Below are 25,825 nucleotides of genomic sequence, written 5' to 3' on the forward strand. Positions count from 1 at the left end.
TAAACGGTAACAAATATGTTAGACAAAATCATTCGAATTGCCACCCGCCAGAGCCCGCTGGCTCTGTGGCAGGCACAATATGTTCAAAGCCAGCTGATGGCCTGTCACCCCGGTTTACAGGTGGAACTGGTCCCAATGGTCACCAAGGGCGATATCATTTTAGATACCCCGCTGGCCAAAGTGGGCGGCAAAGGTTTGTTCGTCAAAGAACTCGAACTGGCAATGCTCGATGGCCGCGCGGATATTGCCGTGCATTCCATGAAAGATGTGCCGGTTGAATTCCCGGAAGGTCTGGGACTGGTCACAATTTGTGAGCGCGAAGACCCGCGCGACGCTTTCGTCTCAAATCAATACGCCAGTCTGGCGGATCTGCCCCACGGCAGTATTGTCGGGACATCCAGCCTGCGCCGTCAGTGCCAGTTGCGCCAGAAGCGTCCGGATCTGATGATCCGCGATCTGCGCGGCAACGTAGGCACGCGCTTATCCAAACTCGATAATGGCGAATACGATGCCATTATTCTGGCCGTCGCAGGCCTGAAACGTCTGGGTCTTGAGAACCGTATCCGTACGGCGCTGACGCCGGAAGAGTGCCTGCCCGCAGTCGGACAAGGTGCCGTCGGTATCGAATGCCGTCTTGACGATCACATCACCCGCGAATTACTCGCGCCACTGGCTCACCGCGAAACTACGGTACGCGTTGAGGCTGAACGCGCCATGAATATGCGCCTCGAAGGCGGTTGTCAGGTGCCAATCGGTAGCTACGCGGAACTCAATGGCGATGACCTGTGGCTCCGCGCACTGGTTGGCGCACCCGATGGCAGCCAGATGGTCTCCGGCGAACGTCGCGGTCCGGCCGCAGATGCATACAGTATGGGCGTGGAGCTGGCCGAAGAACTGCTGGCCAACGGCGCACGGGAAATTCTGCAAGAGGTCTATCAGGGGAACGCCCCACGATGACCATTCTGGTTACCCGCCCCTCTCCGGCAGGAGAAATGCTGGTCAACCGGCTGCGTACACTAGGCCGGGTAGCCTTTCATTCCCCGCTGATTGAATTTGCACCGGGGAACCAGCTCGCAATGCTGCCGAACCTGCTATCCTCATTAAATCAGCAGGATCTGGTGTTTGTACTCTCTCAACATGCCGTGAACTACGCCGATCACGCATTACGTCAGTCTGCCACCCGCTGGCCGGATAACGTCAGCTATTATGCGATTGGCCGCACCACAGGCCTGCTGTTTCATCGTGCCAGCAGTCTCCCGGTTATCTATCCGCAGGAGGGTGAAACCAGCGAGACATTATTGAATCTCCCGGCGTTGCAGCGCATTCAGGGCAAAAAAGCGCTGATATTGCGGGGCAATGGCGGAAGGGAATTGCTGGCCGAAACGCTCACGGAACGCGGCGTTGAAGTGACCTACTGCGAATGTTATCAGCGCAGCCCGGTTTACTACGATGCCAGCGAACAGAGCGCACTCTGGCAACGCGCCGGAATTGATACGCTGGTCGTGACCAGCGGAGAAATGCTGCAACAGTTGTACCAGTTAGTTCCTGAATACTACCGAAATTCATGGTTACTGCGCTGTAACCTGGTGGTGGTCAGTGAACGTTTGGCAACCCTCGCCCGCCAGCTTGGCTGGAGCGCAATTAGGGTTGCAGAAAATGCAGACAATGATGCGCTGATCCGCGCATTACAACTACCTGACTAAGGGATGTGCCAAAATGACGGAACAAAAAAATCCTTCCGCGCCGGATGAGAACGTTGTGATCTCCCCAGCGGTTGAGAGCCCCCAGCCAGACGCTTCAGAACGTGACCAGGAGCTGAAAACGCTGCGTAAAAAGCAACGTACCGCGCCGGTATTAGGCGCTATTGCGATTGTATTAGTGATCGCGCTTGGTGCAGGTCTTTACTATCACGGCCACCAGCAATCGCTGGCGCAGGCCGCCGCCAATTCGGCGCTTTCCGAACAGCTTGATGCCCTGCAAAAAAGCCAGCAACAGGATAAGCAGCAAATCGCTTCCCTGCTCGCTCAGCAGGATAAGACTCAGCAGGCCGCTGATCGCCAGCAGGCGTCGTTTGGTCGTCAGCTGAATGAATTACAAGATAAAGTCGCCAGCATTTCCGGCAGCGATGCCAAAACCTGGTTACTGGCTCAGGCCGATTATCTGGTGAAACTGGCAGGTCGCAAACTGTGGAGCGATCAGGATGTCACCACCGCCGCCGCTTTGCTGAAAAGTGCCGATGCCAGCCTCGCGGACATGAATGACCCGAGCCTGATTGACGTGCGTCGTGCGCTGAACGAAGACGTAGGCAGTCTTTCTGCCGTCGCACAGGTCGATTTCGACGGTATCATTCTCAAGCTGAATCAGCTGTCAAATCAGGTGGATAACCTGCGTCTGGCCGACAATGACACCGATGATTCCCCGATGGACAACGACAGCTCAAGCCTTTCCGGTTCGCTGACCGAATGGCGTCAGAACCTGACCAAAAGCTGGCACAACTTTATGGATGACTTCATTACCATCCGCCGTCGTGATACCAGCGCAGAACCGCTGCTGGCGCCGAATCAGGATGTGTATCTGCGCGAAAATATCCGCTCACGTTTGCTGATTGCCGCACAGGCCGTTCCGCGTCATCAGGATGAAGTTTACAAGCAGTCACTGGAAAGCGTATCGACCTGGGTTCGCGCCTATTTTGATACGTCTGACCCGTCAACCAAAGCTTTCCTGGAAGAACTGGATAATCTCAGTCAGCAATCCATTTCGATGGATGTACCGGACGAGCTGAAAAGCCAGCCGATGCTGGAAAAACTGATGCAGACCCGCGTGCGTAACCTGCTCCAGCAGCCCGCCGCCGCCGCGCAGGGGGAATAACGCATGTTACGAGTCTTCGTGTTATTCCTGATTGTGTTTGCCGGGATTATTGTCGGCCCGATGCTGGCCGGTCATCAGGGTTATGTGCTGATCCAGACCGATAACTACAACATTGAAACCAGCGTCACCGGTTTAGTTATCATGCTGATTGTGCTGATTCTGGTGCTGTTCTTTATTGAATGGATCCTGCGACGCATTCTGCGGACCGGTGCGCGCACCCGCGGCTGGTTTGCCGGGCGTAAAAGCTCTAAAGCGCGTAAGCAAACTAAGGCTGCGATGCTCAAACTGGCAGAAGGCGATCATCGCCAGATGGAGAAACTGCTGGCACGCAATGCTGATCATGCCGAACAACCTGTGGTGAACTATTTACTGGCAGCAGAAGCGGCGCAGCAGCGTGGCGATGACATCCGCACTAATCAGTATCTGGAACGCGCGGCGGAAATTGCCGACACCGACCAGATGCCGGTGGATATTACCCGTGTGCGTATTCAGCTGGCGCAGGGTGAAATCCATGCCGCACGCCATGGCGTTGACCGTTTGCTCGGCCAGTCGCCACGTCATCCGGAAGTGCTACGTCTGGCGGAACAGGCTTATCTGCGTACCGGTGCCTATGGTTCACTGCTGGAAATTTTACCGTCGATGGCTAAAGCCGGCGTCCGTAATGACGATGAAATCCGCGTTCTTCAGGAACAGGCTTATATCGGCATGATGAATCAGCTGATGGCAGAAGAAGGCAGCGAAGGTCTGAAACGCTGGTGGAAAGATCAGAGCCGCAAAACCCGCCATGAAGTGGCATTGCAGGTGGCGATGGCAACGCATCTGATTGAATGCAACGATCAGGATCTGGCGCAGGAAGTGATCCTCGACGGACTGAAGCGTCAGTATGACGACCGTCTGGTTGCGCTGATGCCGAAACTGCGTTCAGGTAATCCTGAGCAGCTTGAAAAGACTTTGCGTCAGCTCATTAAGCAAAACGGCACCACGCCGCTGCTGAGCAGCACGCTCGGTCAGTTGCTGATGAAACACGGTGAATGGCAGCAGGCCAGCGAAGCGTTCCGTGAAGCGCTGAAACAACGCCCTGACGCGTATGATTATGCGTGGCTGGCCGATGCGCTGGATAAGCTGCACAAACCGGCTGAAGCCGCTGAGATGCGCCGTGAAGGATTGATGCTGACCCTGAATAATTCACAGCAACCGTAATAAAATTGCTGTCAGCAAAAAGGCTCCTTCGGAGCCTTTTTTACGTCATCAATACTAATACCCCAAATCATTTGAGTTGCAGAAAGGCGGCAAACGCAGGAATCCCGATGAGCTGACTGAAGTCAGTGATTCGGGTGACTAAGAGCAGCCAACACATCTGCAGCTCAAAGGATGCCGGGGTATGGGCAAAAAAAAACACCTGCATATGGGCAGGTGTATAAAACAATCAGGTCCAGGACAACAGATTTAGTGCCTCACTCAACGTTTTGCCTTCTGGATGATAGCGCTTGCGCGTTATCGGTCAGGATGACAATAGGCACTGTAAATTGGCTCTGCGTCATTCCCAGGTTTATGAAGCCGGAGCAAACATAATAGGTGGAATGAGCATCTACGGCGGGAATATTGCAGGACGCGTGCCAGGATGGCAAGGGTCTGTTAATAATTTTTTATTATACTGATAATTAACAACTTTATTATACCTGTAGCTCGGCAGTTATTTTCTGCAAATCCGGAGACCGTCCTTCAAACCGTCATTCTGTCGCCAGTGAACGACATGTGAATGTCAGCTTAGGTGACGCTTTATTTATCAATAAGATACGTGTCTCCTGACAGAGACAGGCATACAGCGGAATGTCGCGGATAAACAACAGGGTGAGTTGAGAAACTCCAGACGAAAAAAAACCTGCTTTAAAAAAGCAGGTTTCTTCGAATGTGGTCGGCGAGAGAGGATGACGCGCATCTTCGATGCTTGCCCTGCGGGTCGTTGCTAAAGCAACGTTGTCTCGCTTCGCTCGGCTCAAACCTCCTTCGGAGGTTCTCATCCTCATAAACTTTAGACGAAAAAAAACCTGCTTTAAAAAAGCAGGTTTCTTCGAATGTGGTCGGCGAGAGAGGATTCGAACCTCCGACCCACTGGTCCCAAACCAGTTGCGCTACCAAGCTGCGCTACTCGCCGATGTCGTGCATCTTACTACTTTCTGATGCTAACTGCATCATTTAAATGAAATTTGTGTGTGGTGCGAAGGGAGGGACTCGAACCCTCACATCCGAAGGACACTAACACCTGAAGCTAGCGCGTCTACCAATTCCGCCACCATCGCATGTCACAATCACAAAATCATTTTTAGAGTGGGGTGGCTAATGGGGCTCGAACCCACGACAACTGGAATCACAATCCAGGGCTCTACCAACTGAGCTATAGCCACCATATCTCTAACTACTAACGTGAACTGTCAGACTTCAACATTTCACCGCAACTCTAGCGCATACTAAATGGTGCGCCCGACAGGATTCGAACCTGAGACCTCTGCCTCCGGAGGGCAGCGCTCTATCCAGCTGAGCTACGGGCGCTTAGCGCCGTTGCGGGTGGGGATACTACGGTTTTAACGCTTGGCTGTCTAGTGCTTTTTTTCAGAAATATTGCGTTTGATTACGCTTTATCCAATACGCATTAAAAGTAAGCGCCTTCCCTTCCCCACCCATGACTTACGGCGTTATTTTAGTTTTTCCGACGTCAGCGCGGCACGTTTGTGCATGCCGAGGCCGAAGTATATCAGCGACACCGCCGCGATGAAAATCCCACCCACCAGCAATGAAACGCGGGTATCCGGATTAATCGCCATACCGACCAGCACACACGCCAGGAAAAGCAGCGTCAGATAGTTGGTATAAGGAAAGAGAATCGATTTAAACGGATGGTTTTTCAGTTTCTCTTTATGCGCATCACGAAAACGCAGCTGGCTGATCAGCACCACAAACCACGGCACCATGCCCGGCAATACGCTGGCGCTGTAAACGTACACAAACACTTTCTCAGGATTCGGAATGATGTAGTTCAGGCAAGAACCGACCAGCAGACACAAAATCGTGATCGCAATGCCGTAAACCGGCACACCGCTTTTAGATACATTGCTCAGGAACGCAGGCAGCTGACGATTCTGAGACAACGCATACAGCATACGTCCGCAGCTATACATGCCGCTGTTACAACCCGACAGTGCCGCTGTCAGCACCACAAAGTTGATAATACCCGCCGCTGAAGCGATACCAATCTTCGCGAAGGTCAGCACGAACGGACTGCCGTGCGAGCCCATTTCGTTCCACGGGAAGATGGTGATAATAACGAAAATCGCGCCAACGTAGAAAATCAGGATACGCCACAGGATGTTATTGATGGCGCGTTTGAGGGTAACCTGCGGGTTTTTGGCTTCACCGGCGGTGATACCCACCAGTTCCACGCCCTGATAGGATGCCACGACAATACACAGCGCAAACAGGAAGCCTTTCCAGCCGCCGGCAAAGAAGCCGCCGTGCGCGGTCAGGTTCGCAAACCCCACCGGTTCGCCGTGATTACCAAATCCGAAGAAAATCACCGCCAGCCCGACTACGATCATCACAATGATGGTGGTGATTTTGATCAGCGCAAACCAGAACTCCATTTCGCCATAGAGTTTCACAGCCGCGAGGTTTGCCGCAGCAACAATCGCCACAGCCGCCAGCGCCGGGATCCACTGCGGTAAATCCGGGAACCAGTATTGCGCGTAAACGCCAATCGCGGTGATTTCGGAAATCCCCACCGCTATCCACATGAACCAGTAACTCCACGCGGTGAGATAACCGTAATACGGCCCGAGATATTTATGCGCATACACCGCAAACGAACCGGCCACCGGCTCCAGATGCAGCATTTCGCCCATCGAGCGCATGATAAAGAAGACGAACACACCGGCCAGAATGTACGCCAGTAACACTGACGGCCCGGCCCATTTCAGGGTGCTCGCCGCGCCCATGAATAATCCAACACCGATGGTACCGCCCAGAGCGATCAGCTCAATATGTCTCGCTTCCAGCCCCCGGTGCAGCCCACCCTTTTCTTCTTTATTCTCCATAGATCCTCAATTTCTCTCTCGTTGTGTTTGCCTTCCGGAAGGAGCGGAATGTTATTTTTATTGTGATGATGCCCGTATAGGGCGGAAAAACGGCGTTATGGTTCCGTATTTTCCGACGAGTTGCAAACGCCTATTGAGAAAGATAAGCACTGATATGCAAAGCGGACAGGAAACACAGGCAAGAGAAGTGAAGAAATGAGAGGTGACGCGCCGTCCTGAAGATTCAGAACGGCGGATTCATTACAGACGACCGGTGTAGTAATAACGCACAAATTTGAGCAGTTTGAGCTGACGACGCAAACGGCTTGGCTGCAAAATAAGACGATAGAGCCATTCCAGCCCCATGTTTTGCCAGATTTTTGGTGCCCGTTTCACGTGGCCGGTGAAAACGTCGTAGGTGCCTCCGATGCCCATATAGAGCGCATCCGGATGAACCAGACGACAATCACGCATCAGGATTTCCTGTTTCGGCGAGCCCATCGCCACCGTCACAATCGCTGCCCCGCTGCCTCTGACGCGTTCGAATAACGAGCCACGCTGCTCCGGCGTAAAGTAGCCATTCTGGCTGCCGACAATATTGACGTTCCACTGCGTGCGCAGCTTTTCTTCCGTTTGTTCCAGAACGTCAGGTTTGCCGCCGATCAAAAAGACCGGCGTTCCTTCACGACCGGCGCGCTCCATCAGGCCTTCCCAGAGATCGGCACCGGCGATACGGGAAACCTGCGCCTGCGGGTATTTACGGCGGATGGCCCGCACAATGCTGATACCGTCGGGATATTTGTATTCGGCGCGGCCAATCAGCTCACTCATTTCCGGATTACTTTCGCCGGTCAGCACTTTCTCGGCATTTATCGCCACCAGCGCACCGGTTTTCACCTTGTGACCGGCAAAAAGGTAATCGAGAAAATGCGCCATATCACGAAAGCCCCAAAGGCGGATCCCGCGGATATCGTATTGCGGAACGTTATTCTCCAGATTCATGACTCTTCCTTACTGCCAGCGGCTCCATGAGGTTTTTTCTGCGGGGTATTTTGGCACGTATCAGCCCGGCGGCGTCAAACATCCAGTACAACAATTTGGCCACCACCAGACATGCGCCGAAAACGACACAGAAGAAGACCACCCGCGAAAAGAAGGAATCCACGCCTTCACGGGCCAGCACAATCATATTAAAGACCGCACCGAAGCAAAAACTTTGCAGGATGGCGGCTTTGTAGCGGTTGGTGTCTGCTTTGCCTTTTTCGTACAACCAGTCGAACCATTTGATGATCATACCGACGGCGACAGCGCCCAGCGGGATAAACCACGCGCCGCCCATTACCACCAGCGAACCGATCAGCGTTGGTGAAATCGCCAGACCGGAATGGTTATCCAGCACTTCCCAGGTGAAATAGTTGGCCGAGTTGAGCACCACGCCCGGGCGATCGTGCCAGAGCCAGCCGGGGATAAAGACGTAGAAATCACGCACAATAGGAGCCAGTCCCTGGAAACTGATTTTGTCGTAGTTTTGCAGCAACAGCCCCAGATTCTCCCACGGCGAAAAGGTATCGCGCGTCAGATAAAGGAAGGTATAAATGGCTTCCGGACCGCTGACGTTCAGACCGTAGCGTTTCAGCGCCAGCCAGAACATCCCGACGATACCCAGCACGCCCGCCGCCACCAGCATCCATAAGCTGATCCAGCCACGAACAATGCCGATAAACAGAAACAGGGCGAACGCGATAATGATATTGGCGCGGGTTCCGCCGACGATGACATACGTCAGGAAGCCAAACGCCACCGTGCTGGCAAGGAAAAACAGCCAGCGGCGCATGTCAGGTTTTAGGAAAAAGACCACCAGCATGGCCGGAATAAAGAAGTAGAAGAAACGCTTGAGCGCCACGCCGGACACATCGCTGGAGAATATCTGGCTGTACGACTTGAGCTTAAACAGCAAAAAGCCGTTATGCGCAAAGAAAATAGAAACCGTCACCACCGCAATCAGCGCCAGCAACATCCAGGTGAGATGGGTTTCCACCCGGTTCATGGTAAACAGCGGGCGTGAAGGCCCGTCACGTTTTGCCTTCAGCCGTGTTTTATAGCTGACGTAATAAATGCCGTAGAAACAGGTGGCGGCCAGCATGGCCTGCAACAGGTTTTCGACCGGCACCACTTTCACATCAAACTGGAAAACCAGCAGACAAGTCAGAGGAAAACCGAAATAGAACGTCAGCAGATAGAGCAGCGAAAACAAGACGTTGAAGTTAAAGCGCACACGGCGAAACTCTTTATACGTCAGCGTCAGAATGAACAGCAGCGAGAACGCATACACCAGTGACAAGCCACCGAGCTGTGTCAGCGTCATGATGCGTCTCCCGCCGCCAGCTGCAAGGCCTGCTGCCAGCCCGCGATGTAATTCGGATTAAAAAAGGCGATATTTTGGCGGTCGGCGCTCAGCAACTGGCGGCGTGCTTCGGCTACCGTTCTGGCATCCAGCGCATCACCATAAAACAGCACCGGCAAATGCTGCTCAGCCAGATCCTGCCAGAACGGATTCTGACGGCTGACGACGAACGGCACGCCGAACTGGATAAGCAGACATTGCGTCCCAATGCCCTGCTGGCGGTCGAAAATAAAATACCCCAGCGAACAGCGGCGTAGCACGTTGAGATAGTCGTCAAACGCCATCGCGCCGGTCATCAGTTCAACGTGTTCAGGCGCAAACAGTTTCAGTGCTTCAGCACGAACCTGCTCAATATAAGTCTGGTTATTGACCGGATAACCCATCGGGATAATCACCCGGATATCGGCACCGAACTGCTGATGCAAAGAACGCAGCGCTTCAATATGCCGGTTAGTGCGATCGCCGGAGTTACCGACAAGAACCGTCATCGGCCCTTCGGGTTCGGGCAAATCCGCAGGCTGCGTCAGCGCCGGATCCATCCGCGTCGGGAAATAGAGCAACGAAGAAGGCACGCGGGGATGGCGCTGATGGAAGTGGATCAGGTCACCGCGGGTGGCGAAAACATGCCCGATACGGCCCTGCGCCAGACGACGCATCAGATAGAACAGGCGGAATTTCAGACCGCCTGCCGATTCATAAAGGTCTGCGCCCCAGATATGCCAGCTGACCTGTCGCGCCTTAATTTTGCCGGTCAGCAATGCCAGCCAAAGTGTCGGATTAAACTGGCCGTGGAAGAAAAAGTGATGTGTCCGCTCCTGCGCACGGGAAATCACCGCCGCCGCCAGCGTCTTTTTATCCGGATAAACGCGAATATCCAGACGCGTGAACTCAGCAAACGCTGATGCATCCGCCGCCGCGACCATAAAATGACAAATCAGCTTTTCCGGCGCGCATTCGGCCAGTACATCATTAAAAAAGCGCAGTACGGTGACATTATGGTGGGGAATGTCAGATCCCAGAACGTGAATCAGCGTTGTCATGCTCGTCTACGATAGATAACAAATACGGTGCAACACAGGGTGAAATAGACGATGTAGGTCGCCATATAGGCCTGTGCAGCGCCAAGAGAACCGTGTATCGGGATCAGCCAGTGAGAGAATCCCGTCAGTAACGCGAACTGGCTGATTTCAGTCAGCACGTAAAAGCGCAATGACGCTCTGGCGATCACCAGATACCCAAAAACATACGAGCCGACTTTCAGCACATCACCGACCAGCTGCCACGCGAACAAATCTCGCATTGCGATAAATTGTTTTGAAAACAGCAGCCAGATAGCGAAGTCGCGCAGCAGCCAGACGGTAAAACTGACCGCCGCCACCGCAGGCAAAACGAATTTCAGCGATTTCACAATCTCGCGAGTGACATCGCGTTTATCGGTCAGGCGCGATAACGTCGGTAACAGATACACGCTGAAAGAGGCGGTAATGAACTGTAAATAGGCATCGGAAATGCTGCTGACACCCTGCCATATCCCCACATCTTTCCAGCTGTAATGCTCCGCCAGCAGATTTCGCATCATCACATACGCCACCGGTAAGGTAACGGAGGTGATCAGCGCCATCAGCGTAAATTTGCCCAGATGGCTGGCGATAAAGCGATCCCAGCCCGGCTTTAAATAATGCAGCGGGAAGGATTTTCGCCACCACAACATACCGCCCGCAGGCAGGATCACCAGCGCCGGCACCAGCGCCAGCCCGGCCAGAGCGCCTTCGTAGCCACCCAGCTTAAAGCACAGCAGATAGGCCAGAAGACCGATCAGGCTGCCGCCGATCACCGCCAGCGCGTTGCCCATGGCATCACGGTAGCCTTTCAGGATGGCCTGAAAATAGTTGGCGTAGGCGATGCCCATCTGAATAAAAGCCACAAAGCGGACGACTGCCTGATAGCGGTCATGGCCGAACAGCGCGACACTCACCGGTCCGGCGGCCAGCAGAAACACGGCCGCCAGCACCGTCGAGAAACCTAAAATCAAGGTGGAAGACGTGCCGAGAACGGCTTGTAACCGCTCCGGGTTTTCATGATGTTCAGCGACGTATTTGGTAACGCCGTTGAAAATGCCGGCACCGGAAAGCACGCCCAGCACGGTCACCAGCTGGCGGAAATTCCCCGCCTGCCCCACACCATCAGGCCCGAAAGCCACCGCCAGCAGTTTCACCACCAGCAGCCCGGCACCGATTTTTATCAGCGTGGAACCAGCGGTCCAGACGGACGCTTTTGCCAGCGACATATCAGGCGAAATATTGCAGCATGGCCGCAATCACCGTGCGCTGGGTGTCGTCGGTCATGTTGTAGAACAACGGCAGTCGCACCAGACGTTCACTTTCTTTGGTCGTGAAACGATCGACACCAGAGAAACGACCAAAATCTTCACCCGCCGGACAGGCGTGCAGCGGGATGTAATGGAATACAGTCAGGATATCCGCCGCTTTCATGTGACGAATAAACGCGTCGCGGTCTTCGATATCGTTCAGGCGGACATAGAACATGTGGGCGTTTTGCACGCAATCTTGCGGAACTGAAGGCAACTGAACGCGGCCAGCGTCGGCCAGATCCTGCAACGCTTCGTAATACTCATTCCAGATGCTCAGACGGCGCTGGTTAATCTTTTCAGCGGCATCGAGATTTCCCCACAGATACGCGGCCTGTAAATCGGACATCAGATAACTGGAACCGATATCACGCCAGGTGTATTTATCCACCTGCCCGCGGAAGAACTGACTGCGGTTAGTGCCTTTTTCGCGAATGATTTCAGCGCGGTCAATCAGCGCCGGATCGTTAATCAGCGTTGCCCCGCCTTCGCCACCCGCAGTGTAATTTTTGGTTTCGTGAAAACTGAAACAGCCGATATGACCTATAGTGCCCAGCGCTTTGCCTTTATAAGTCGACATCACGCCCTGCGCCGCATCTTCCACCACAAACAGACGATGCTTTTCGGCCAGCGCCATAATGGTGTCCATTTCACAAGCCACACCGGCGTAATGCACGGGAACAATGACTTTCGTTTTCTCAGTGATCGCCGCTTCAATCAGGGTTTCATCGATATTCATGGTGTCCGGACGGACATCAACAAACACGATTTTGGCTCCACGCAGTACGAACGCATTAGCGGTCGAGACAAAGGTGAAGCTCGGCATGATCACTTCGTCGCCGGGCTGAATGTCGAGCAATAACGCCGCCATTTCCAGAGAAGCGGTACAGGATGGCGTCAGCAACACTTTCGGGCAGTTAAAACGTTGTTCAAACCACTTCTGGCAGCGCAGGGTAAATCCGCCATCGCCACACAGTTTGCCGCTGCTCATTGCCTCGCGCATGAAATCAATTTCAGTACCCACAATCGGTGGCGCATTAAAAGGGATCATCGTTTCACCTGTACAACCAGTACGCCGTGCGGGTGACTTTGCCACCGCTGGCGAGATAAAGATTCAAGGCCGCGAGATTGCCGGTTTGGGTGGCGACATACAATCGCGACACGCCCTGTTCAGCACACCATTTTTTCGCAGCCACCATTAACTTTTTGCCCGCTCCCTGCCCCTGACACTCAGGTCTGACAGCCAGCAGGCCGATTCTTACGTCATCTTCGGACAGACGTCGCAGCGTGACAAAACCCAGTTCGTTGCCCTGTTCATCGTCTGCCCACAGGCAAAGGTGATCAAAGGTGCCGAGAACCGCTTTTTCTGCCCACATCGTGTAAAAACGTGCGCTGTCATCCGGCTGATACCAGGGTGCGCGAAAACGACTGAGGCGAAATGCCTGACGGGCAATTGCGGTCACACCGGCAATGTCTTCCGGAATGGCCAGACGCCCGGCCGCCAGCGCGTTATCCTGCGGCGTCACCGTCACGCAAATGTCCGTTTCACCTTCTGCCAGCCGGAAACCCAGCGCCGAAAGCGCATCCAGCGTGTGCGTTTCTGACGCATCCACTTTCACCTGCACCAGCGCATAGTCATCCAGCGCCTGTGTCGTGATGCCAGTCGCTGTGGTGTCCGGTGTCAGTCGCGCGCTTTTCAGCCCGAAGAATTCACTCTCCCAGACCAGCGGTTCAAGCACGCCGCGAAACGGCTGGTTTATCGCCATACGCCTTTGGTATCCACAATCCAGGACTGCTGGATCTGATCGGCGGGGATCGCTTTAAACGATTTATGATCGACCAGCATCACCAGCAGATCGGCTTCTTTCAGCGCACGATCAACAGGCTGTAGCGTGACTTTGTCCGCGAGTGACGCCGGAAGCTGATGCACGTTAGGTTCAACCGCCCAGGTTTCACCTGAATGCCAGTCAGCAATCAGATGGGTCACTTCAACTGCCGGACTTTCGCGGAGATCGTCAATATTCGGTTTAAAAGCCAGCCCGAAGCAGGCGATTTTGATATCAGCAGCACGCTTGCCGGTCACGGTAAGGCAATCCGCCAGCGCCGCTTTCACACGGTCAACGACCCAGTGCGGTTTGCTGTCGTTCACTTCACGCGCCGTGCGGATCATGCGCGCCAGCTCAGGGTTTTGTGCCACGATAAACCACGGATCAACTGCGATACAGTGGCCGCCGACACCCGGACCGGGTTGTAAAATATTCACGCGCGGATGGCGGTTCGCCAGACTAATCAGTTCCCAGACGTTAATCCCCTGCGCATCACAAATCAGCGACAGCTCGTTCGCAAAGGCAATATTCACGTCACGGAAACTGTTTTCGGTCAGCTTGCACATTTCAGCGGTGCGGGAATGGGTGATCACACATTCGCCTTCGAGGAAAATGTTATACAAGTCGCTGGCACGCTGTGAACACACCGAAGTCATGCCGCCAATCACGCGGTCATTTTTAATCAGCTCAACCATCACCTGCCCAGGCAAAACACGTTCAGGACAGTAGGCGACGTTGATATCAGATTGCTCGCCGGCCTGCTGAGGGAAGCTCAGATCAGGGCGGGCTTCTGCCAGCCACTGCGCCATTTGCTCTGTCGCACCGACCGGTGAAGTGGATTCCAGAATAATCAGATCGCCTTTTTTCAGAACCGGCGCCAGCGAGCGGGCGGCAGATTCGACGAATTTCATATCCGGCAAATGATCGCCCTTAAATGGCGTCGGTACGGCAATCAGGAACGCATCAGCCGGTTCAGGCTGCGTCGTTGCGCGCAGGAAACCGTCTTCAACCGCACGCTTTACCAGCACATCAAGGTCTGGCTCAACAATATGGATAGCGCCGCGGTTAATGGTTTCCACGGCGTGCTGATTGATATCCACACCCACCACTTTTTTCTGACGGGAGGCGAAAGCGGCGGCGGTAGGTAAACCGATGTAACCCAGGCCAATAACAGAAATAGTGTCAAAACTCATTGTGATACCCAATGATTTTTCAAAGCGTCAAGAATGTGGCGACAGGCATGCCCGTCACCGTAAGGATTGTGCGCCCGGCTCATGCTGTTGTATTCGTTTTCATCGTTCAGCAGGCGATTCACTTCCTCTACTATTTTAGCGGGATCTGTCCCTACCAGCCGCACCGTTCCGGCATCAACCGCTTCCGGGCGTTCGGTAGTTTCACGCATCACCAGCACGGGCTTGCCCAGCGACGGTGCTTCTTCCTGCACGCCACCGGAATCGGTGAGGATCAGATACGCTTTATCCATCAGATAGACAAACGGCAGATAGTCCTGCGGATCAATCAGAACAATATTATCAATGCCTTGCAGAATGCGGTTCACCGGTTCACTGACGTTCGGATTGAGATGGACCGGATAAACGATTTGTACGTCGGGATGCTGACGGGCGATGTCCGCTAAAGCCGAGCAGATGCGCTCAAAGCCTTCCCCGAAACTTTCACGACGGTGGCCGGTGACCAGAATCAGTTTTTTAGCGGCATCAAGGAACGGGTAGCTATCCGCCAGTTGCTGAGCCAGCGACGCATCACTGCTAAAGCGATCACGCACCCACAGCAGCGCATCAATCACGGTATTGCCGGTGACAAAAATGCCCTGCGGAGCAATATTTTCCTGCTGCAAATTTGCGCGGGCGTTTTCCGTCGGTGCGAAATGCCACTTAGCCAGATGCCCGGTCAGCAGACGGTTGCCTTCTTCCGGCCAGGGAGAAGAGAGATCGCCGGTACGCAATCCGGCCTCAATATGACCGACAGGGATCTGGTGATAAAACGCAGCAAGGCTAGCCGACAATGTCGTCGTCGTGTCGCCATGCACCAGAACAACATCAGGCTGGAATTCATCCAGCACAGGCTTCAGCCCGGTCAGGATGCGGCTGGTAATTTCCGTCAGCCCCTGCCCCGGTTTCATGACGTTAAGATCATAATCTGGTGTAATTTCAAAGAGGCGTAATACCTGGTCGAGCATTTCACGGTGCTGGGCCGTGACACAAACTTTGGATTCAAATGCCGCATCCTGCGACAAAGCGAGCACCAGCGGGGCCATTTTAATGGCCTCCGGACGGGTGCCGAAAATCGTCAACACTTTCACAATGTGTTTCTCTTATTTTTACGGCGAGTCAGGGCCACGCCAGCCCCGATAAGACCACCGACAATGCCCCACATAATCATCAGTAATACCCTGCGGGGACTGTCACGTTTTACTGGCTCTTCCGGCGTTCTCAGATAACGATAGGTCTGGAATTTCGCGGTGAGCGTAGGGCCGACATTCAGTGTTGAAAGCATCGCGCGGTTCTGGTCGTAATCAAGATCAAACCCCGGACCTGAAGCCTGCAATAATTCCAGACGGGCTTTCAACATCGGCACGCCCAGCAGGAACATATCGGAATTCGGCAGTTCTTCGGCAGGCGTATCGGTCACGCTTTTATTGATATTTTGCTGCTGAGCTATCTTAAGTGCCTGTTCAGTGGTGTTCGTCGTGCGGGCGAAAACAGCCTGCGCCACGGCTTCCTGACGCTTCACCTGGGCTTTCATGGACTGTGTACGAGCCGCCCATGCGCCTTCCAGTTCATCATATAAATGCTGTGCCGCGCGATGACTGGCGAAATCAACATACTGACGCAGCAGCTTATTGGCGTCGATGGCGTTTTCCGCTGTCAGCTTAACAATATCATTCGGCACTTTTGCCGCATCACGCGCCGTAAACTGAATGTCGTTGATCAGTTCATCGAGCAGAACGGCATCGGCACGCGGGTCATTCTCCTGACGCTGCTTGTAATAAGGACTTTGCATCCAGAAATCGCGGCGTGTGTCGTACGCTGCCAGCTGCATAACAAACTCGTTATACGCCTCATCAGAAATCGCCGGACGGTTAACGTCCGATTGCGGCGCATTACGGATATCTAAATTGCGCAGGAACTGCGCCTGGGAGAAATAGGAAGACAGATTATTTACTGTCGGGCGGTCAGTAATCGCCGTGGAACTCCACTCCTGTTTCATCAGATAAGACGAACCCAGTGCCACCAAAGCAAACAGTATCGCCAGGCCAGCAATCCAGAATTTACCGTTCCATAGCGTGCAGCACAGGCCGCGAATATCGAGTTCATTCTCGATGTCGTGTTCGTTCTGGTTTCTGATCATTTCTGGTTTATCCACAGCCAGTATGCCCCTGCTTAAGAGAGTGATTATTGATTAGAGGAACGGCGCAAACGCCTTTTAATACGTTTAATAAACCGCGCCACACGCCAGGCGTGCTTGATGCAGATGCCATACAACAGGAAGGCAACAAAAAATAAGGCCAGCATGACCCATTCGGGGACGAAACTCAGGTGCTCGCCAATCACGCCGATGCCCGCGAGGAGCGCTGCCGCTAATGTGATCAGAACAAAGGCCTGCCGGGAAGTAAAACCTGCCCGCATGATCAAATGATGAATGTGCTGGCGGTCAGCAGAGAACGGGCTCATTCCTTTGCGCAAGCGGCGGTACATGATGGCAACCATGTCCATCAGCGGAATGGCGATAAGCCACAGCGCGGTCACCGGATTCATCGGATGGGATTCGCCTTGCGTACTTTGCAAAAGGATCCAAATCACGGTGAAACCAATCAGCGTGCTGCCCGCATCGCCCATAAAGACTTTATAGCGCGGCCCCAAAACACCCAGATTGAGCAAAATATAAGGAACGATGGCGGCAATCATCGCAAAGCACCAGAGCGCCAGCTCCATATGTCCGCTGTCATACATGATGATGCCTAATGAGCCGAAGCTGACACAAGACAGGCCGCCCAGTAATCCGTCGATACCATCGACCATATTGAAGGCATTGATAGCGGCCCATACGGCAAACAGTGTGATGAGATAGCCAAACGGACCTAATACCATTTCCCACGGGCCAATCAGATGGCCGAGGCTGCGCAGATCGAGGTTAGCGAAACTCATCATCGCGATAGCGACGACGGCCTGAACCATGGCACGGGTTTTGACACTGATATCGTAACGGTCGTCCAGCGCACCGACGAGCACCAGCAAACCGGCGCAGGCAAGATAAAGCTTGCCATGTGGAATGGTGTAATTGGTGATCAGAAAGGCAAAGCAAACGCCTGCATAGACAGAAATGCCGCCCACCAGCGGGATCAACCCCTGGTGACGTTTACGAAAATTGGGTTTATCAACGAGTCCTATTTTATTCGCAACCTTCCGGGCAACGAACAAAAAGAGGAATGAAAATACGAAGACAACAGCTAGCTCAGTACTCATATTGAGTAAATTCACAGTTAAGAGATCTCTTCTGCAAAAATAAGGTGCGGGGGATAGAAAACATCATAAACCTCACAGCCTTAAATCATATCCTATGGTGACAGTTATGGTTTTGTCTCGGGCAAGACCTTATCTGCTGCCATTTCTCGGGCAATCTACCGACAAAGTAAAGAAAGGGCATGTGAAAAACCATCAGCTATTATCCTAATAGTCTGACCATCTTTCCAAAGTAGCATTATGGTAGCTACCAAAAGCAAAAAACGCCACGACTGAGCGTGGCGTTAGACTGAGTTTTACACCAAATTACGACCGTTTCATCATGTCGAAGAAGTCGTCATTGGTTTTGGTCATGGCGAGCTTGTTAATGAGGAATTCCATCGCATCAATCTCACCCATTGGATGAATGATTTTACGCAGGATCCACATTTTTTGCAGCTCTTCAGACGTGGTCAGCAGCTCTTCTTTACGGGTACCTGAGCGGTTGTAGTCAATCGCAGGGAATACACGTTTTTCAGCGATTTTACGCGCCAGATGCAGTTCCATGTTGCCGGTACCTTTGAATTCTTCATAGATAACTTCATCCATTTTAGAACCGGTATCGACCAGCGCCGTAGCGATGATGGTCAGGCTTCCGCCCTCTTCCACGTTACGTGCAGCACCGAAGAAACGTTTTGGACGGTGCAGGGCGTTGGCGTCCACACCACCGGTCAGGACTTTACCTGACGCTGGAACCACGGTGTTGTAGGCACGCGCCAGACGGGTGATGGAGTCCAGCAAAATGATCACGTCTTTCTTATGCTCAACCAGACGCTTCGCCTTCTCGATAACCATTTCGGCTACCTGAACGTGACGGGATGCCGGTTCGTCAAAGGTAGAAGCGATGACTTCGCCTTTTACCAGACGTTGCATCTCGGTCACTTCTTCCGGACGTTCGTCAATCAGCAGAACCATCAGTACGCAATCAGGATGGTTGTACGCAATGCTGGTCGCGATGTTTTGCAGCAGCATGGTTTTACCGGCTTTCGGCGGTGCAACAATCAGACCACGTTGGCCACGGCCAATCGGAGAGGCTAAGTCGAGTACGCGGGCGGTCAAATCTTCTGTTGAACCGTTACCACGTTCCATACGCAGACGTGAATTTGCATGCAGAGGGGTTAAGTTTTCGAACAGGATTTTGCTGCGAGCGTTTTCGGGTTTGTCGTAGTTAACTTCGTTAACTTTCAACAGGGCAAAATAACGTTCACCTTCTTTAGGTGGGCGAATTTTACCGGAAATGGTGTCGCCAGTGCGAAGGTTGAAGCGGCGGATTTGGCTTGGTGATACGTAGATGTCGTCGGGGCCTGCGAGGTAGGAACTGTCTCCGGAGCGGAGGAAACCAAATCCATCCTGCAATATCTCCAGTACGCCATCACCGAAGATGTCTTCTCCGCTTTTCGCATGCTGCTTCAATATTGAAAAGATAATGTCTTGCTTGCGCATGCGGGCCTGGTTTTCCAGTCCCATATTTTCGCCGAGTGCAATCAGGTCAGAGACCGGCGTATTCTTTAATTCGGTAAGATTCATAATGGTGGGTTCTTAAACTCGGGGTATGTCTCGAACATCTGTCGTGAATGGGTATGGCAGGGTCATCCATGCCTGTTTATTGTATGACACTTAAATAACAGCCCAGAAATCCAGCCGCAGGCAGTCGCACGCGGGCGATTCTTGAGGGGTAATGCTGATATTGAAGGTGTCTTAAAGCCGATTTTGTCAAAACCGTTAGATGGTCAAGCACAGTGCCAGTTCAATTTAATTATTATTCAAAGAAACTTTATAGGCAGATGTTTTTGACACAACAGAGTAAAACGTAAGAATCAAACTACAGGTAAGCTCTATTTGCAGTAAGCGTAAACTTAGCACGCTTCTTGACAGGCGTCTAGCGGACAATGTGAAAAACACGGCAGCCCGCTAAACACCTGGCTTGGGTCATCCGGACCTATTACAGATTAGCTGTTAAGAACTCTTTCAGCTGACCTTTCGACAGTGCGCCAACTTTAGTTGCTGCGACTTCGCCGCCTTTAAATAACAGCAGGGTAGGAATACCACGGATGCCGTATTTAGGTGCAGTACCTGGGTTTTCATCGATATTCAGTTTCGCGATGGTCAGCTTGCCTTCGAACTCAGTGGCAATTTCATCCAGAATTGGAGCGATCATTTTGCATGGTCCGCACCACTCTGCCCAAAAATCGACCAGCACCAGCCCTTCGGCTTTCAATACGTCGTTGTCGAAACTGTCATCGGTCAGGTGAATAATTTTATCGCTCATGTTTACTCCAAAGGATTATCTTTACCTTGTTGATGTAGCATTAACCAACATCAGGTTGACTTTATTTCACCGGATACGCTTTCGTAAAGCAATAGTTAGCTGATATTCTACCACACTATGAGCAAAACACACTTGACCGAACAGAAGTTTTCCGACTTCGCCCTGCACCCGCTGGCAGTAGAAGCCCTTGAAAAGAAAGGGTTCCATTACTGCACGCCTATTCAGGCATTGGCATTGCCGATCACGCTCGCTGGGCGTGATGTTGCAGGTCAGGCGCAAACCGGTACCGGCAAGACGCTGGCTTTTCTAGCGTCTACTTTCCATTATCTGCTTTCTCACCCTGCTGCGGAAGGTCGTCAGACTAACCAGCCGCGTGCCTTGATCATGGCACCTACGCGTGAACTCGCGGTGCAGATCCACTCCGACGCCGAAGCATTATCTGAATCTACCGGACTGAAACTAGGTCTGGCCTATGGCGGCGACGGTTACGACAAACAGCTTAAAGTGCTGGAGAGCGGCGTGGACATCCTGATTGGAACCACTGGCCGTTTAATCGATTACACTAAACAGAACCATATCGACCTGGGCGCAATCCAGGTAGTGGTGCTGGATGAAGCAGACCGCATGTTCGATCTGGGCTTCATCAAAGATATCCGCTGGTTGTTCCGCCGGATGCCACCTGCTAATCAACGCCTGAACATGCTGTTCTCAGCAACCCTTTCCTATCGTGTGAAAGAACTGGCGTTCGAAAACATGAACAATGCCGAGTCGATTGAAATCGAACCGGAACAAAAAACCGGTCACCGTATTCAGGAAGAACTGTTCTATCCTTCAAACGAAGAAAAAATGCGCCTGTTACAGACGCTGATTGAAGAAGAATGGCCAGACCGTTGCATTATCTTCGCGAACACCAAACACCGCTGTGAAGACGTCTGGGGCCATCTGGCTGCCGATGGTCATCGCGTTGGCTTGCTGACCGGCGACGTTCCGCAGAAAAAACGTCTGCGCGTTCTGGAAGATTTCACCAAAGGCACGATCGATATTCTGGTGGCGACTGACGTTGCTGCCCGTGGTTTGCACATTCCTGCCGTGACGCACGTCTTTAACTATGACCTGCCTGACGACTGTGAAGACTACGTACACCGCATTGGCCGTACCGGTCGCGCGGGACTGAGCGGTCATTCCATCAGCCTGGCCTGTGAAGAATATGCCCTGAATCTGCCGGCGATTGAAACGTACACCGGCCACAGCATTCCGGTCAGTAAATACAACAGCGATGCGCTGTTAACTGATTTGCCTCCTGCAAAACGTCTTGCCCGCTCGCGTACCGGTAACGGCCCGCGTCGCAACAGCAATTCGTCTTCACGTCGCAGCAGTGCACCACGTAGCAACCGTAAACGTCCGGGCTGATAACCTATGCTAAGCTCCACCTCACTGTATGCAGCGATTGATCTGGGCTCTAACAGCTTTCACATGCTGGTTGTTCGTGAGGTGGCAGGCAGTATCCAGACCCTCGCCAGAATTAAACGCAAAGTGCGTCTGGCAGCCGGTCTGGATAAGCAAAACCTGCTTTCTCAGGATGCGATGCAGCGCGGATGGCAATGCCTGAAGCTATTTTCTGAAAGATTACAGGATATCCCCCGCGACCAAATCCGCGTCGTTGCTACCGCAACGCTGCGGCTTGCCAGTAATGCCGACGAATTTCTGGGTAAAGCGCAGGAAATCCTTGGCTGTCCGATTCAGGTCATCACCGGTGAAGAAGAAGCGCGTCTGATTTATCACGGCGTTGCCCATACGACGGGCGGCCCGGATAAGCGTCTGGTGGTTGATATTGGTGGCGGCAGCACAGAGCTGGTCACCGGTGTTGGCGCGCAGGCCACCACGTTGTTCAGTCTTTCCATGGGCTGTGTGACCTGGCTTGAGCGTTATTTTGCTGACCGCAATCTGGCCAAAGAAAACTTCGACCAGGCTGAACAGGCCGCGATCGACATGATCCTGCCTGTGGCACCTGAGCTGATTGCCAATGGCTGGCAGATTTGCGTCGGGGCTTCCGGAACCGTGCAGGCATTGCAGGAAATCATGGTCGCTCAGGGCATGGATGAACGCATCACGTTGCCTAAACTTCAGCAACTCAAACAGCGCGCCATACAGTGCGGCAAACTGGAAGAGCTGGAGATTGAAGGCCTGACTCTTGAACGTGCGCTGGTTTTCCCCAGCGGACTGTCCATTCTGATCGCCATTTTCAAAACGCTGAATATCGAAACCATGACACTCGCTGGCGGTGCGCTGCGTGAAGGCCTGGTTTACGGCATGCTGCATTTGCCGATTGAACAGGATATCCGCCAGCGTACGCTGCGAAATCTGCAACGCCGTTACCTGCTCGATAATGAACAGGCCGAACGCGTCGCTCAGCTGGCAGAGAATTTCTCGCTGCAGGTGGCTCAGGAATGGAAACTGGATGCCCGCGCCCGAGACTTACTCAACAGCGCTTGCCTGATCCACGAAATCGGACTGAGTGTCGATTTCAAAAAAGCGCCGCATCACGCCGCGTATCTTATTCGTCATCTGGATTTGCCGGGCTTCACGCCTGCGCAGAAAAAGCTGCTGGCGACGCTTTTGCAAAATCAGAATGGCACGCTGGATTTACCGCTGCTGAATGAGCAAAACGCTGTACCGCCGCGTCAGGCTCAGCGTCTTTGCCGCATTATGCGACTGGCGATTATCTTTGCCAGCCGCCGCCGCGACGACACATTGCCTGCGGTGCGTTTACGCGCCAATGATGATGAGCTGAGTGTGATTGTGCCGCAGGGCTGGCTGGAACAGCATCCGTTGCGCGCTGAAGAGTTAGAACAGGAAAGCCACTGGCAGAGTTATGTCCACTGGCCGATGTTTATCGAAGAACAGTAAACGTTCATTTGAAAATCATGAAAAAAAGCAGAGACCTGAGCGATCAGCCTCTGCTTTTTTGTGGTTCATGTTTAAGATCTGATAATTAAAGTCTGACGACTAATTGCCGCCCTTGGCTTTCGCCAGCTGTTCGCGAATTTTCTCCAGATGGCTTTGCCCTTTCACCATGCGTTCCTGGGCGCTGACCACCTTACGTTCACTTTCCCACGCCAGATCGTCCTGCGGTAATTCCATCAGGAAGCGGCTCGGTTCCGGGCGGATCAGCTCGCCGTACTGGCGGCGCTCGCGGCAAAGGGTAAACGTCAGCTCTTTCTGCGCACGGGTAATGCCCACATACGCCAGACGCCGCTCTTCATCCACGTTATCTTCGTCAATACTGCTCTGATGCGGCAACAGCCCTTCTTCCATGCCGACCAGATAGACATACGGGAACTCCAGCCCTTTTGAGGCGTGCAGCGTCATCAGCTGAACCTGATCCAGCTCTTCATCATTCTCGCCACGTTCCATCATGTCGCGCAGCGTAAAGCGCGTGACCACCTGAGTGAGCGTCATCGGCTCATCCAGATCGGTGCCTTCCAGCATTTCTGTCATCCAGCTGAACAGCTGATTGACGTTTTTCATGCGCATTTCTGCCGCTTTCGGACTCGGCGAGGTTTCGAACAGCCAGCTTTCGTAATCAACGCCGTGGATCAAATCCCTGACGGCAGCGACCGGTTCACGTTCTGCCAGCTCGGAAATATTGCCCATCCAGTGCGTGAAACGTTGCAGGGATTCCAGGCCACGACCGGTCAGAGACTGACTCAGTCCCATATCAAAACTGGCTTTGAACAATCCTTTGTTACGCTGATTCGCCCACTCCCCCAGTTTCTGCAACGTAGCCGCACCGATTTCACGGCGTGGCGTGTTAACGATACGCAGGAAAGCGCTGTCGTCATCGGGATTGGTCAGCACACGCAGATAGGCCAGCAGGTCTTTAATCTCCGGTCGGGAGAAGAAGGAAGTGCCGCCGGAAATACGGTACGGAATGCGGTTCTGCATCAGCATTTTTTCAAACAGGCGCGACTGGTGATTACCGCGGTATAAAATTGCGTAATCGCCATACGCTGTTTTATTGATGAAGTGATGAGCGATCAGCTCACCCACGACGCGTTCCGCCTCATGGTCTTCATTATTCGCTGTCACCACTTTCAGTGACTCGCCATAAGCCAGTTCAGAGAACAGACGCTTCTCGAACACATGCGGGTTATTGGCGATCAGAATGTTGGCAGCTTTCAGAATACGCTGGGTGGAACGATAGTTCTGTTCCAACTTGACGACCTGCAACTGCGGGAAATCTTCTTTCAGCAGCACCAGGTTTTGCGGCCGTGCGCCACGCCAGGAGTAAATCGACTGGTCATCGTCGCCTACCACCGTAAAGCGTGCGCGGTTGCCGACCAGCAGTTTCACCATCATGTACTGGCTGGTGTTGGTGTCCTGATATTCATCGACCAGCAGATAACGCAGCTTGTTCTGCCAGCGCTCACGCACTTCTTCATTACTTTGCAGCAACAGCGTCGGCAGCAGGATCAGGTCGTCGAAATCGAGAATATTACAGGCACGCATATGGTCGTGATAAAGGCTGTAGCAGTGCGCGAAGATCTGATCGCGTTCCGATCGCGCCAGACCGGCGGCATGAGAAGGATCAACCAGATCGTTTTTCCAGTTGGAGATCGTCGATACCAGTTGCTGCAATAACGTTTTATCGTTCTCCAGCCATTTCTCGCTCAGTTCTTTGAGCAGCGCCAGCTGGTCCTGATCATCAAATAAAGAGAAGTTAGATTTCATGCCCAGCGCGGCAAATTCGCGTTTGATGATCTCCAGCCCGAGCGTATGGAAGGTGGCAATCAGCAAGCCCCGCGCCTCTTTGCGCCCGAGGGTTTGTCCGACACGCTCTTTCATTTCGCGTGCGGCTTTATTGGTAAAGGTGACGGCCGCGATGTGACGTGCCTGATAACCACATTCACGGATCAGGTGTGCGATTTTATTGGTAATGACCCGGGTTTTGCCGGAGCCAGCCCCCGCCAGAACCAGGCAGGGTCCGGTGACGAATTCGACGGCGTTTTGTTGGCTGGGGTTTAATCGCATGGCGTATTTTTGCTCACCTGATAGACAAGGACGGCGATTGTAGCAGAAACGTCGGCTGAGATTGACTGGCTTTACAGCGCAATTTCTTATCCCGGAACGCAGGCCGGATTCCCCCCGCGCCGTTTCAGATGTTACATTACGCGTCTGGAAACACTCTCGCAAAAAAGGTCTTATCATGGCAAAAACTGCCGCAGCAATGCACATCCTGGTAAAGGAAGAAGCACAGGCGCTTGATCTTCTGGAACAACTGAAGAACGGTGGCGATTTTGAGAAACTGGCTAAGAAGCATTCTACCTGCCCGTCAGGTAAGAAAGGCGGCCATTTAGGTGAATTCAAGCAAGGCGCAATGGTGCCGGCTTTCGATAAAGTGGTTTTCTCAGCACCACTGATCGAGCCACAAGGCCCGCTGCACACTCAGTTCGGTTACCACATCATTAAGATTTTGTACCGCAACTAAGTTTTGCTTCAGCCA

21 protein-coding genes, 4 tRNA genes and 1 other RNA gene are annotated in these 25,825 nt (G+C 53.1%); 7 read left to right on the plus strand and 19 right to left on the minus strand.

Annotation, left to right across the window (positions count from 1 at the left end; all coding sequences use genetic code 11):
- The first annotated feature begins 15 nt into the window (after window positions 1-15).
- Genes hemC through hemY form a run of 4 tightly spaced genes read left to right on the plus strand, consistent with a single transcriptional unit; the run spans window position 16 to window position 4,068 of the window.
- Window positions 16-957, plus strand: coding sequence for a hydroxymethylbilane synthase (gene hemC, locus EC840_RS22760; protein WP_112290271.1), 942 nt, complete (start codon window positions 16-18; stop codon window positions 955-957).
- Window positions 954-1,703 carry a uroporphyrinogen-III synthase gene (hemD, locus tag EC840_RS22765; protein WP_132967162.1) on the plus strand — a complete coding sequence of 250 codons (750 nt, stop codon included), beginning with the start codon at window positions 954-956 and terminating at the stop codon, window positions 1,701-1,703. Before hemC ends, hemD begins: the two co-directional genes overlap by 4 nt.
- A gap of 13 nt (window positions 1,704-1,716) precedes the next feature.
- Window positions 1,717-2,868 (plus strand): uroporphyrinogen-III C-methyltransferase, encoded by a 1,152-nt coding sequence (gene hemX, locus EC840_RS22770; RefSeq protein WP_132967165.1) that lies wholly within the window; start codon window positions 1,717-1,719, stop codon window positions 2,866-2,868.
- A 3-nt stretch (window positions 2,869-2,871) separates the two neighbouring features.
- The gene (gene hemY / locus EC840_RS22775) at window positions 2,872-4,068 is read left to right on the plus strand and encodes a protoheme IX biogenesis protein HemY (protein WP_113878096.1); all 1,197 of its coding nucleotides are present in this window, start codon (window positions 2,872-2,874) and stop codon (window positions 4,066-4,068) included.
- Between the two features lie 712 nt (window positions 4,069-4,780).
- Here the strand turns inward: hemY and EC840_RS22780 are convergent.
- The 18 genes from EC840_RS22780 to trxA all read right to left on the minus strand — a co-directional run bounded on the left by EC840_RS22780 (window position 4,781) and on the right by trxA (window position 20,322).
- Window positions 4,781-4,909, minus strand: a non-coding RNA gene (locus tag EC840_RS22780) — RtT sRNA.
- 37 nt (window positions 4,910-4,946) lie between these two features.
- A tRNA-Pro gene (locus EC840_RS22785) sits at window positions 4,947-5,023 on the minus strand.
- A 59-nt stretch (window positions 5,024-5,082) separates the two neighbouring features.
- Window positions 5,083-5,168 (minus strand) — tRNA-Leu (locus tag EC840_RS22790).
- Window positions 5,169-5,197: 29 nt separating this feature from the next.
- Window positions 5,198-5,273: transfer RNA gene (locus tag EC840_RS22795), tRNA-His, on the minus strand.
- Window positions 5,274-5,341: 68 nt separating this feature from the next.
- A tRNA-Arg gene (locus EC840_RS22800) sits at window positions 5,342-5,418 on the minus strand.
- Window positions 5,419-5,561: 143 nt separating this feature from the next.
- Window positions 5,562-6,956, minus strand: a complete 1,395-nt coding sequence (locus EC840_RS22805) for an amino acid permease (RefSeq protein WP_112290315.1) — start codon at window positions 6,954-6,956, stop codon at window positions 5,562-5,564.
- Between the two features lie 240 nt (window positions 6,957-7,196).
- Entirely contained in the window at window positions 7,197-7,937 is a 741-nt protein-coding gene (gene wecG / locus EC840_RS22810) for a lipopolysaccharide N-acetylmannosaminouronosyltransferase (RefSeq protein ID WP_132967167.1), read from the minus strand.
- Window positions 7,921-9,300, minus strand: coding sequence for an ECA oligosaccharide polymerase (wzyE, locus tag EC840_RS22815; protein ID WP_132967169.1), 1,380 nt, complete (start codon window positions 9,298-9,300; stop codon window positions 7,921-7,923). Before wzyE ends, wecG begins: the two co-directional genes overlap by 17 nt.
- Window positions 9,297-10,379, minus strand: a complete 1,083-nt coding sequence (locus tag EC840_RS22820) for a TDP-N-acetylfucosamine:lipid II N-acetylfucosaminyltransferase (RefSeq protein ID WP_132967171.1) — start codon at window positions 10,377-10,379, stop codon at window positions 9,297-9,299. Before EC840_RS22820 ends, wzyE begins: the two co-directional genes overlap by 4 nt.
- The gene (wzxE, locus tag EC840_RS22825) at window positions 10,376-11,626 is read right to left on the minus strand and encodes a lipid III flippase WzxE (RefSeq protein ID WP_132967173.1); all 1,251 of its coding nucleotides are present in this window, start codon (window positions 11,624-11,626) and stop codon (window positions 10,376-10,378) included. The genes EC840_RS22820 and wzxE overlap by 4 nt, the downstream gene beginning before the upstream one ends.
- Before the next feature lies 1 nt (window position 11,627).
- Window positions 11,628-12,758 carry a dTDP-4-amino-4,6-dideoxygalactose transaminase gene (rffA, locus tag EC840_RS22830; RefSeq protein WP_129637839.1) on the minus strand — a complete coding sequence of 377 codons (1,131 nt, stop codon included), beginning with the start codon at window positions 12,756-12,758 and terminating at the stop codon, window positions 11,628-11,630.
- A 4-nt stretch (window positions 12,759-12,762) separates the two neighbouring features.
- Window positions 12,763-13,473 (minus strand): dTDP-4-amino-4,6-dideoxy-D-galactose acyltransferase, encoded by a 711-nt coding sequence (gene rffC / locus EC840_RS22835; RefSeq protein WP_207914784.1) that lies wholly within the window; start codon window positions 13,471-13,473, stop codon window positions 12,763-12,765.
- Complete coding sequence (wecC, locus tag EC840_RS22840; protein ID WP_113878104.1) at window positions 13,464-14,726, minus strand: UDP-N-acetyl-D-mannosamine dehydrogenase; 1,263 nt, start codon at window positions 14,724-14,726, stop codon at window positions 13,464-13,466. The genes rffC and wecC overlap by 10 nt, the downstream gene beginning before the upstream one ends.
- On the minus strand, window positions 14,723-15,853 hold the full coding sequence (gene wecB, locus EC840_RS22845) for a UDP-N-acetylglucosamine 2-epimerase (non-hydrolyzing) (protein ID WP_129637836.1): 1,131 nt from the start codon (window positions 15,851-15,853) through the stop codon (window positions 14,723-14,725). The genes wecC and wecB overlap by 4 nt, the downstream gene beginning before the upstream one ends.
- A complete protein-coding gene (gene wzzE / locus EC840_RS22850) occupies window positions 15,850-16,902 on the minus strand; it encodes an ECA polysaccharide chain length modulation protein (RefSeq protein ID WP_113878118.1) in 1,053 nt (350 codons plus the stop codon). Before wzzE ends, wecB begins: the two co-directional genes overlap by 4 nt.
- Window positions 16,903-16,946: 44 nt before the next feature.
- Entirely contained in the window at window positions 16,947-18,032 is a 1,086-nt protein-coding gene (wecA, locus tag EC840_RS22855) for a UDP-N-acetylglucosamine--undecaprenyl-phosphate N-acetylglucosaminephosphotransferase (protein WP_113878106.1), read from the minus strand.
- Between the two features lie 288 nt (window positions 18,033-18,320).
- Window positions 18,321-19,580 (minus strand): transcription termination factor Rho, encoded by a 1,260-nt coding sequence (rho, locus tag EC840_RS22860; RefSeq protein ID WP_013577536.1) that lies wholly within the window; start codon window positions 19,578-19,580, stop codon window positions 18,321-18,323.
- A gap of 415 nt (window positions 19,581-19,995) precedes the next feature.
- Entirely contained in the window at window positions 19,996-20,322 is a 327-nt protein-coding gene (gene trxA / locus EC840_RS22865) for a thioredoxin TrxA (protein ID WP_013577537.1), read from the minus strand.
- Window positions 20,323-20,439: 117 nt separating this feature from the next.
- Here trxA and rhlB point away from each other — a divergent pair, with 117 nt between their 5' ends.
- Complete coding sequence (gene rhlB / locus EC840_RS22870; protein ID WP_112290300.1) at window positions 20,440-21,732, plus strand: ATP-dependent RNA helicase RhlB; 1,293 nt, start codon at window positions 20,440-20,442, stop codon at window positions 21,730-21,732.
- Window positions 21,733-21,738: 6 nt separating this feature from the next.
- Complete coding sequence (gene gppA / locus EC840_RS22875; protein ID WP_112290299.1) at window positions 21,739-23,229, plus strand: guanosine-5'-triphosphate,3'-diphosphate diphosphatase; 1,491 nt, start codon at window positions 21,739-21,741, stop codon at window positions 23,227-23,229.
- Between the two features lie 99 nt (window positions 23,230-23,328).
- On the opposite strand, the gene rep is transcribed toward gppA, so the two are convergent.
- Entirely contained in the window at window positions 23,329-25,353 is a 2,025-nt protein-coding gene (gene rep / locus EC840_RS22880) for a DNA helicase Rep (protein ID WP_132967177.1), read from the minus strand.
- 175 nt (window positions 25,354-25,528) lie between these two features.
- Between rep and ppiC the strand changes: the two genes are divergently transcribed.
- Complete coding sequence (gene ppiC / locus EC840_RS22885) at window positions 25,529-25,810, plus strand: peptidylprolyl isomerase PpiC (RefSeq protein WP_015690589.1); 282 nt, start codon at window positions 25,529-25,531, stop codon at window positions 25,808-25,810.
- Window positions 25,811-25,825: the final 15 nt, after the last annotated feature.

The organism is Rahnella sp. JUb53, from assembly GCF_004346065.1.
Classification (GTDB): domain Bacteria; phylum Pseudomonadota; class Gammaproteobacteria; order Enterobacterales; family Enterobacteriaceae; genus Rahnella; species Rahnella variigena.